At 75.0% G+C, this 8,515-nt stretch carries 9 protein-coding genes; 3 read left to right on the top strand and 6 right to left on the bottom strand.

All coding sequences use genetic code 11. The annotated features are described in order from the left end of the window. From OP86_RS24370 to OP86_RS24350, 5 genes are all read right to left on the bottom strand, one after another. Positions 1–652, bottom strand: a 652-nt coding sequence (locus OP86_RS24370; RefSeq protein WP_209440364.1) for an RNA polymerase subunit sigma-70, incomplete at its 3' end; no start/stop codon positions are given. 87 nt (positions 653–739) lie between these two features. Further along, positions 740–1,975, bottom strand: coding sequence for a serine hydrolase domain-containing protein (locus OP86_RS24365; RefSeq protein ID WP_030062111.1), 1,236 nt, complete (start codon positions 1,973–1,975; stop codon positions 740–742). 190 nt (positions 1,976–2,165) lie between these two features. Further along, positions 2,166–2,438 carry a hypothetical protein gene (locus tag OP86_RS24360; RefSeq protein WP_030062110.1) on the bottom strand — a complete coding sequence of 91 codons (273 nt, stop codon included), beginning with the start codon at positions 2,436–2,438 and terminating at the stop codon, positions 2,166–2,168. Between the two features lie 179 nt (positions 2,439–2,617). Beyond that, complete coding sequence (locus tag OP86_RS24355) at positions 2,618–2,884, bottom strand: UBP-type zinc finger domain-containing protein (RefSeq protein WP_030259338.1); 267 nt, start codon at positions 2,882–2,884, stop codon at positions 2,618–2,620. A 57-nt stretch (positions 2,885–2,941) separates the two neighbouring features. After that, positions 2,942–3,838, bottom strand: coding sequence for a helix-turn-helix transcriptional regulator (locus tag OP86_RS24350; protein WP_030062109.1), 897 nt, complete (start codon positions 3,836–3,838; stop codon positions 2,942–2,944). Between the two features lie 156 nt (positions 3,839–3,994). Between OP86_RS24350 and OP86_RS24345 the strand changes: the two genes are divergently transcribed. Together OP86_RS24345 and OP86_RS33045 are read left to right on the top strand one after the other, a co-directional pair. After that, positions 3,995–4,756, top strand: a complete 762-nt coding sequence (locus OP86_RS24345) for an SDR family oxidoreductase (protein WP_030259335.1) — start codon at positions 3,995–3,997, stop codon at positions 4,754–4,756. 51 nt (positions 4,757–4,807) lie between these two features. Next, positions 4,808–7,477: a lysylphosphatidylglycerol synthase transmembrane domain-containing protein gene (locus OP86_RS33045; protein ID WP_051830505.1), complete on the top strand. Its 2,670-nt coding sequence runs from the start codon at positions 4,808–4,810 to the stop codon at positions 7,475–7,477. Positions 7,478–7,631: 154 nt separating this feature from the next. Here OP86_RS33045 and OP86_RS24335 read toward each other — a convergent pair whose 3' ends face one another. Beyond that, on the bottom strand, positions 7,632–7,829 hold the full coding sequence (locus OP86_RS24335; protein WP_030062106.1) for a hypothetical protein: 198 nt from the start codon (positions 7,827–7,829) through the stop codon (positions 7,632–7,634). 200 nt (positions 7,830–8,029) lie between these two features. On the opposite strand from OP86_RS24335, the gene OP86_RS24330 reads away from it, so the two are divergent. Beyond that, positions 8,030–8,497 carry a carboxymuconolactone decarboxylase family protein gene (locus tag OP86_RS24330; protein ID WP_030062105.1) on the top strand — a complete coding sequence of 156 codons (468 nt, stop codon included), beginning with the start codon at positions 8,030–8,032 and terminating at the stop codon, positions 8,495–8,497. Positions 8,498–8,515 lie beyond the last annotated feature (18 nt).

Here is an 8,515-nt window from a genome sequence, read left to right as displayed (position 1 = left end):
GTCTCGTGGGCTCGGAGATGTGTATAAGAGACAGGGCTGGGGCTGGGGCTGGGGCGACGTCCGCGGTAGCCGTGGCAGCCGTGGCCCCGGCGGCGAGCACCGCGCGGGCGCGCTGCAGCGCGCTGTTGACCGAGGCCACCGTGGCGCCGAGCAGTTCGGCCACCTCGGCGGCCGTCCAGCCGAGCACCTCGCGCAGGATCAGCACCGCCCGCTGCCGCGGCGCGAGCCGCTGCAGCACGGCCACGAAGGCCAGCTTCACCGACTCGCGCTGGGCGGCCACCTCGGCCGGATCCCCTGTCTCGGGCAGCACCCGGCCGTCCGGGGCGGGGCCGATCCAGGTCACCTCGGACAGTTGGGTGTCGTGCGCCGTGGCCACCGTGACCGGGCCGGCCAGGTCCATCGGACGGGCCCGGGCCTTGCGGCCGTTCAGCGCGTCCAGGCAGACGTTGGTGGCGATGCGGTACAGCCAGGAGCGCAGCGCGGACCGGCCCTCGAAGCCCCGGTGCCCGCGCCAGGCCCGGACCATGGTCTCCTGCACCGCGTCCTCGGCCTCGAAGACCGAGCCGAGCATCCGGTAGCAGTAGCCGGTGAGTTCGGTGCGGTAGCGGTCCAGCTGGAGCTCGACCGGCTCCTCCGTGATCACATCGGCCATCGTGGCGCCCCCGTTGCCCTGCCGTGCCTTGCCCTGGTGTCTCTTGGTGAACGGGACGAACCTAGCGCAGGGCACCGACAGTGGGGCTCACCGCTTCCCGTACACCTGCCCGGAGCCGAAGCCGGTGGTCACCGCCTTCCACAGGGTGGGGAACTCCTCGCCGGAGATGCCGGTCGGGTTGAGCCCGACGACCACGGTGCGGGACAGGTCGCGGGTGGCGAAGACGGCGCTGCTGTAGCCCGGCCGGGCGCCGGTCTTGCCCCAGACCTCGGTGCCGTTCGGCAGCACGGAACGCAGCAGGCCGCCGGCGCTGAAGCAGGCGTGGCCGGTGGTCGGGCCGATGTCGCAGCTCTTGTTGTGGTTGTTGGGCAGGTCCGGGACGGCGAACACCTCGGCCTGCTGGGCGGGCGGCAGCAGTCGGCCGCGGAACAGCGCGTCGAAGAAGCGCTCCAGGTCGGCGGCGGAGGAGATCATGCCGCCCTCGGCCCACGGGTACGGGCTCTGCTCGGTGACGTCCACCCGGCCGGTGCTGCCGTCGGCGGCGCGGACGTCCACGTAGCCGTGGGCGTGCGGGCCGCGGACGGCCAGGTCGTCGGCGGCCGGGACGTACGTGGCGTGCAGGCCGAGCGGGCCGGTGATGCGCTCGCGCACCTGGTCGGCGAAGGTGTCGCCGGTGACCTTCTCGATCACCATGGCGGCGACGAAGTAGTTGTTGCCGTTGTACTGCTGCGCGGTGCCGGGCGCGAAGCCCATCGGCTGGGTGAGCATGTCGGCGACGACCTGCTCGGGGCTGAAGTAGTCCGCCTTGTGCGCGGCGAACCACGCGGTGCTGCCGTCCCCCGAGGTCATCCCGCCACCGCCGGGCAGGCCGCTGGTGTGGTCGAGCAACTCCCGTACGGTGACCGGCGGGTAGCCGGCCGGCAGCAGCCCGGGCAGGTACTGCTGGACGGTGCCGTCCAGCTCGACCCTGCCCTCGGCGACGAGCTGGAGCATCACGGTCGCGGTGAACACCTTCGAGATGCTGCCGATCCGGAACCGGGCGTTCGCCGGGACGTCCTCGCCGGAGGTGCCGCGCCACCGCGCGCCCGGGCCGTCGACCCGGACCAGCGCGCCGGTGATGTCGGCGGGCAGGGTGTCGAGGGTCTTCGCCAGCGCCTCCCGGTCCAGCGGGCCCGGTCGGGTCGTTGCGGAGACGGCGGCGGTGCCGGTCGGCGGCGCGTCGGCGGCGAGGGCCGGGGCCGCGGCGCCGACCGTGACGGCCGCGAGCAGCGCGCCGGCTGCGGCCAGGGTGGACCAACGGGCAGTACGGGTACGGGTGTTCATCCGGCTTCTCTCCAACGAGGGCCCGCCCGGTCGGCGGTGGCTCTGACGGGAAGAGTCTTCGGGACGGCGCCCGGCCGCGACATCCGGGCGCACCCCCGAGCCGCCCCGGAGAACACCCCTGATCACGCGTCAGGGGCGGGCATCCGCGGCGCGGTGCCCGCCCCCGATGCCGGGTGCGGAGGGAGGAGCCTCAGTGGGCGGAGTGCTTCTCCGCGCCACGGTGCCGGTGCCCCTTGAGCTCGGCGTGCTGGGACGGGGCGGCGTGCATCGACGTGGTCGGCGCGTCGCGGCCGCCGTGCCGGAACGTCTCGCCCGCGCCGTACCCGGCCGCGGCGGAGGACGTCGTTCCGAAGCGCAGCTTCGGCCCGATCCGGGTCGGCGGGTTCGCCATGCCCCGGCGTTCCAGCAGTTCCTGGGTGCCCTGGCGGAGCTGGGCGGTGCTGCCCGGTGTTCGCTTGGTCATCGTCGGCCTCCCTTCGGCGGCCGTCGGCCGACGGATGTCGGCCGGAGGGGCCGCACGGGCTTTATGTCCGGATTTTACCGGGGTTGCACGCCTGTGCCACCGGGCGTCCTGATGCCTGGCTCAGCCGTTCCCGCTCAGCCCGCTCCCGCTCCCCCGTTCCCGCCTCAGCCCGTTCCCGCTCAGCCCATGACCTCGTGGACGAAGCACCAGCGCCAGTCCTCCCCCGGCTCGTACGAGCGGATCACCGGGTGGGAGGTGTTGTGGAAGTGCGCGGTGGCGTGCCGCTGCGGCGAGAAGTCGCAGCAGCCGATGTGGCCGCAGTCCAGGCAGATCCGCAGGTGCACCCAGTCCCGGCGGCCCTGCGCCAGGCACTCGGCGCAGCCGTCGGGAGGCGGAAGGGGCTCGATGTCCTGAGGGGCCAGAGCGAGGTCTTCGCAGGCACTCATGTCTGAAAGGCTAATTCGCCCCGGCCCGGCCCGCCCGCCAGGACCCGGCCCCGATCCTCACGACACGTCCGAGGCCTCGGAGGCCTCGGAGGCCGCCCCCGGGGCCGTCCAACTCCCCAACAGCGCCAGCTTCTGGGCGGCGGGCGAGCCCGCCGGGGCGGTGTAGACGACCAGCAGCTGGTCCGGCGATCCGTTGACGGCCAGGGTCTCGTAGCCGAGGTCGAGGTCGCCGACCAGCGGATGCCGGACCTGCTTGACCCCGTGGGTCTTCTCCCGCACCAGGTGGTCCGCCCAGAGCCGGCCGAAGTCCTCGCTCCGCAGCGAGAGTTCGCCCACCAGGGCGCCCAGCTCCGGGTCCTCCGGGTGCAGTCCGGCGTCCCGGCGCAGATAGGAGACGGTCTCCGCGGCGACCGCGTCCCACTGCCGGTAGAACTCCCGGGCCGCCGGGTCGAGGAAGGCGTGCCGGGCCTGGTTGGGCGGGCCGTCCGAGCTGGCAGCGCGGCGCGCGGAGAAACCGTTCACCGCGTCGCCCAGCGCGTTCCAGGCCAGGACGTCCATCCGGCGGCCCAGCACGAAGGCCGGCACCCCGGTCATCAGGTCCAGCAGCAGCCTCGTCCCCGGGCGGACCGACTGCCCGGCCCGGCGCGCGGCCCCACGGGACCGGACGGCCGCGGCAGGCTCCTTCGGCGGACGGACGAGCGAGCGCAGGTGCGCCGCCTCCACCTCGTCCAGCCGCAGCACCCGGGCCACCGCGTCCAGCACCGCGTCCGAGGCACTGCCGCCCCGGCCCTGCTCCAGCCGGACGTAGTAGTCCACGCTGACGCCAGCGAGCTGCGCCACCTCCTCCCGGCGCAGGCCCTGCACCCGGCGGCGCCCGTGCGAGGGCAGGCCCACCTCCTCCGGCAGGATCCGGGCCCGGCGCGAACGGAGGAAGTCCCCCAGGGTGTTCTCCATGCCCGGCAGGTTAGCTCCGCCCCGGCCGGCTCAGGGTGGTACTGCCGTTCCCAGGACAGCTGTTCCCGGGAAGGACACAGCCCTGGGTCGGCGGTCGCGGCCCGCGCAGAGTGGTCGACGTCAGCCCGACCCGTCCCGGAGCCCCTGGAGCCCCCGATGAGCTACTCCGACCTCGCCACCCGCACCGCCGTCGTCACCGGAGCCGCCAGCGGCATGGGCGCCGCCACCGCCCGGACCCTCGCCGCCCACGGCGCCCGGGTCGCCCTGCTCGCCCGCCGCACCGACCGGCTGGACGCCCTCGCCGCCGAGATCGCCGCCGCGGGCGGGCGGGCGCTGCCCGTCACCGCCGACATCACCGACCAGGCCTCCGTGGACGCCGCCGCGAAGGCCGTCCACGACGCCTACGGCCCGGTCGACCTGGTGGTCAACAACGCCGGGGTGATGCTGCCCAACCCGCTCGCCGACGGCCGGATCGACGAGTGGACCCGCATGGTCGACACCAACCTCACCGGCGCACTGCGGATCGTGCGCGCCTTCACCGCCGACCTCACCTCGGCCGCCGCCGACGGCCGCACCGCCGACCTGGTCAACGTCTCCTCCATCGCCTCGCACGTGGTCTTCCCCGACTACGCCGTGTACGGCGCCACCAAGGCCGCGCTCACCCAGCTGTCCGCCGCCCTGCGCAGCGAGCTGGGCCCGCGCGACGTCCGGGTCAGCGCGATCGAGCCCGGCCTGACCGACACCGAACTCGGCGGGCACATCGACAACCCGGTGCTGCGCGAGCAGCTCGGCGGCATGTTCGCCGCCATCCCGGCACTCGGCGCCGAGGACATCGCCGACCTGGTCGCGTACACCGTCAGCCGCCCCCGGCACGTCAACCTGCGCCACCTGGTCATCCTGCCGACCCGGCAGGCGTAGGGCCCGGCATCCCGGCTCCCGGCCTGCGGGCGGCATGGGAGCATGCCACTCGTGGCGATCGTGACGGGGAGAACGAGCGGCGACACCGACGGTGGCGACACCGGCGGTGTGCCCGCACAGCGGGCGGGCGACGCAGGCGACGCGATCGACGCGGTCGACGCGGGGGTGCCGGACGACGCGGGAGTGCCGGACGGCGGTGCGGCGGGCCGTGACATGCCGGGCGACGCAGCGTGGATACCGGCCCAGGCCGCGCCCGGCCGGTTCCGGGCGCGCCCGCTGCCCGCCACCGGGCGGATCCGGCAGCCCGTCGCCCTGATCCGGCTGCTCGGCGGCCTGTTCGCGATCGCCCTCACCCTGCTGCTCGCCGACTACGCCCGGGCCACCATCGGAGGCATCGCCGCCGACGTCGCCGAGGCCACCGCACTGGTGCCGCGGCCGCTCGCGAGCCTGGCCGGAGGCCTCACCACGGCTACCGTCCTGCTGCTGCCGGTCGGCCTCGCGGTCCGGCGCCTGCTCGGCCCCGACCGGCGCCGTGCCCTCCAGCAGGTCTCCGACGGGCTGCTCGCCGCCGTCCTCGCGTACGGCGCCACCCTCGGCCTGGACCTGTGGGCCGACGACCTCGCCCCCGGCTCGCTGCTCACCGCACTCACCCAGCCCCTACCGGGCACCGTCCTCGGGCACACCGAGCCCGTCTACGGCTACCTCGCCCCCGTCCTCGCCTTCATGACCGCCTCCGGCAGCCGCGAACGCCGCCTGCCCTGGAGCGTCCTCGCCCTCTACGGCCTCGCCGGACTCGCCGGCGGCTTCGCCACCCCCACCGCGCTGCTGCTCGGCCTGCTGCTCGGCTGGACCGGCGCCCACGGCACCCTGTACGCGGTCGGCACCCCCGACCCCTGCCCCCGGGTCGGCGAGATCCTGCGCGCCCTGCGCGACAGCGGCCTGCGCCCCGTCGAGGCCCACCCGGCCGGGCCCGACCGCTACCGGATCCGGCAGACCGACGACCACCCCGACCTGGACGTCCAGCTGCTCGACCGGCAGGCCGTCACCGCCGCCGCCGTCCAACGCGCCTGGCGCCGGCTGCGCCTGCGCACCGCCCCCGACCCGCGCGTCCTGCGCTCCCCGCGCACCGGGCTGGAGCACGAGGCCCTGGTCACGTACGCGGCCCTGGCCGCCGGCGTCCGCACCCGCCGGATCGCCGCCACCGCCGGCCTCGGCCACGACACCGCCCTCATCGCGTACGAGCGGCTGGCCGGCCGCACCCTGGACCAGCTCGCCGACGAGGAGATCACCGACCAGCTGCTCGCCGACGCCTGGCGCCAGCTCGCCCTCCTCCAGCGCCGCGAGATCGCCCACCGCGCCCTCGTCCCCTCCTCCCTGCTGGTCGACGACTCGGGCGCGGTGCACCTCGTCGACTTCGCCGACGGCGACATCGCCGCCACCGAACTCGTCCTGCGCTGCGACATCGCCCAACTCCTCACCACCCTCGCCCTGCGCACCGGCGCCGCCCGCTCCGTCCGCACCGCCACCGGCGTCCTCGGCCCCGACCCCGTCGGCGCCGCCCTCCCCCTCCTCCAACCCATCGCCCTCACCCACACCACCCGCCGCGCCCTCAAGCGCCACGCCAAACCCGCGCGCGCGGGGGCGGGCCCGGACGTGGACGTCGCCGCGCACTCGCAGCCGTCCCCCGACGCCGCCGACGCCTCCTCCGCCGGCGGGCTGCTGGAGGAGATCCGGGCCGAGGTGCTGCGGGCGCGGCCGCAGGTGGTGGGGCGGCCGGTGCGGCTGGAACGGCTGCGGCCGCGGACCCTGCTGGCCGTCGTGGGCGGGGTGGTGGCCGGGTGGCTGCTGATCCCGCAGTTGTTCGCGGCGGAGGACAATCCGATCTCGGCCCTGGCGGACGCCGATCCGTGGTGGCTGCTGCTGGCGCTGGCCACGGCGGCAGCGAGCCACGTCGTGGCGGCGATGGGGTTCGTCGGTTTCGTGCCGGAGCGGCTGGACTTCCGCAACGCGGTGCTGGCGCAGGTGGCCGGATCGTTCGTGAAGCTGGTGTCGCCGGGCGGGGTCGGCGGGGTCGCGCTGAACACCCGCCTGTTGCAGCGGGCCGGGATCCCGACGGCGCAGGCGCTGTCCAGCGTCGGTGTGGGGACGATGATCGGGCTGGTGCTGCACCTGCTGCAGCTGGGGGCCTTCGTCTACCTGCTGGACATGCAGCCGGGCGGTTCCGAGCTGGACGCGCTGCCCGCGGTGGTGGGCGGGCTGGCAGGGGCGGCGGCGCTGCTGGCGGTGGTGTGGGCGGTCCCGGTGGCCCGGCGGTGGCTGGCGGCGCGGCTGCGGCCGTTGACGACGGAGGTGCTGCCGCGGCTGCTGGACCTGTTGCGCAGTCCGACCCGGCTGGCGGTGGGGGTGACCGGTCAGCTGCTGGTATCGCTCTGCCTGATCGCCTGTCTGTACTGCTGTGCCCGGGCGATCGGCCGGGAGCCGTCCTTCGCCTCGGTCGCGGTGGTGTTCCTGGTGGGCAACGCGGCGGGCAGTGCGGCGCCGACCCCGGGCGGGGCGGGCGCGGTGGACGGAGCGCTGATCACGCTGCTGCAGCAGACCGCGTCGATGGAGAAGGGCGGTGCGCTGGCGGCGGTGGCGCTGTTCCGCCTGCTGACGCTGATCCTGCCGGTGCTGCCGGGCTGGGCGGCGCTGACCTGGCTGCAGCGCCGCCGGGCGCTGTAGCCCGGCCCCTCGTACCCCGGCCCCTCGCACACCGGCCCATCCCGCCCCGGCCCGTCGTACCCGGCCCCTCGCACGCCGGCCCCTCGCACGCCGGCTTGTCCCACCCCGGCCCGTCGCGCCCGCACCGGCCCGTCCCGCGTCACGGCGGGCCGGGCTACTCCCGGTACTCGTCCTCGTCCAGCTGGACCACGCGGGTCTGCTCGGCGACGTCGGCGACGTCGGTGGCCGGGTCGGCGCCGAGGGCGCGGCGCTCGGCGACCTCGTCGTACTCGTCGTCCTGGGGCGCTTCCTCGTCGGGCTCGACGGTCTCGACGGTCTCGTCGATCAGGTAGTCCTCGTGATTCTGCGGCATGGCATCCGTCCTCACTGTTCGGAGGCTCCCACGGGCCCGGGTGGCGGTACTGGCAGTATCCGCCGCCCGGCGTCCGGGCGCGACGTGCCGAGGCCGCCCCGGCGTGTTGTCCGGCACCCCGCCCGGGTTCGGATTGACCCACGAGACAGCCCTCCGAATGACCCATGAGCCCGGTGCATTTCGCCCCTAGGGTCGTAGCCATGACGACGAACGAGACCACCGAAGCCCCCGCCCGCCTCGACTACGCCCGGACCGTCCCGAAGGTGTTCCGCGCGATGATCGCCCTGGACGCCGCGGCCCGCGAGGGCCTGGACCCGGCGCTGGTCGAGCTCGTCCAGATGCGTACCTCGCAGCTGAACGGCTGCGCGTACTGCCTGGACATGCACGCCAAGGACGCCCGCAAGGCCGGGGAGAGCGACGAGCGGATCTACCTGCTGCCGGTCTGGCCGGAGGCCCCGGCCGGGGTGTACAGCGAGCGGGAGCGGGCCGCGCTGGCGCTCGCGGAGGAGATCGCGCGGATCGGCGGCGGGGTCTCGGACGCGGTGTACGCCCGGGCCGCCGCGCAGTTCGGGGAGTCCGAGCTGGCGCAGCTGATCTCGGTCTGCTTCACCATCAACGCCTGGAACCGCATCAACGTGGCCACCCGCAAGACCCCGGGCACCTCCTGACCGGAACGCCGCGCAGGC

Origin of the sequence: Streptomyces novaecaesareae, assembly GCF_000716875.1 — a bacterium.
Classification (GTDB): domain Bacteria; phylum Actinomycetota; class Actinomycetes; order Streptomycetales; family Streptomycetaceae; genus Kitasatospora; species Kitasatospora novaecaesareae.
Note: the sequence above shows the minus strand (reverse complement) of the source record. Positions and strands in the feature narration are given on the sequence as shown.

Bases quoted from the DNA above. Each gene is read 5' to 3' on its own strand.
- OP86_RS24330 (WP_030062105.1), top strand. From the start codon at position 8,030: ATGACGACGAACGAGACCACCGAAGCCCCCGCCCGCCTCGACTACGCC.
- OP86_RS24335 (WP_030062106.1), bottom strand. From the start codon at position 7,829: ATGCCGCAGAATCACGAGGACTACCTGATCGACGAGACCGTCGAGACC.
- OP86_RS24360 (WP_030062110.1), bottom strand. From the start codon at position 2,438: ATGACCAAGCGAACACCGGGCAGCACCGCCCAGCTCCGCCAGGGCACC.
- OP86_RS24355 (WP_030259338.1), bottom strand. From the start codon at position 2,884: ATGAGTGCCTGCGAAGACCTCGCTCTGGCCCCTCAGGACATCGAGCCC.
- OP86_RS24365 (WP_030062111.1), bottom strand. From the start codon at position 1,975: ATGAACACCCGTACCCGTACTGCCCGTTGGTCCACCCTGGCCGCAGCC.
- OP86_RS24350 (WP_030062109.1), bottom strand. From the start codon at position 3,838: ATGGAGAACACCCTGGGGGACTTCCTCCGTTCGCGCCGGGCCCGGATC.
- OP86_RS24345 (WP_030259335.1), top strand. From the start codon at position 3,995: ATGAGCTACTCCGACCTCGCCACCCGCACCGCCGTCGTCACCGGAGCC.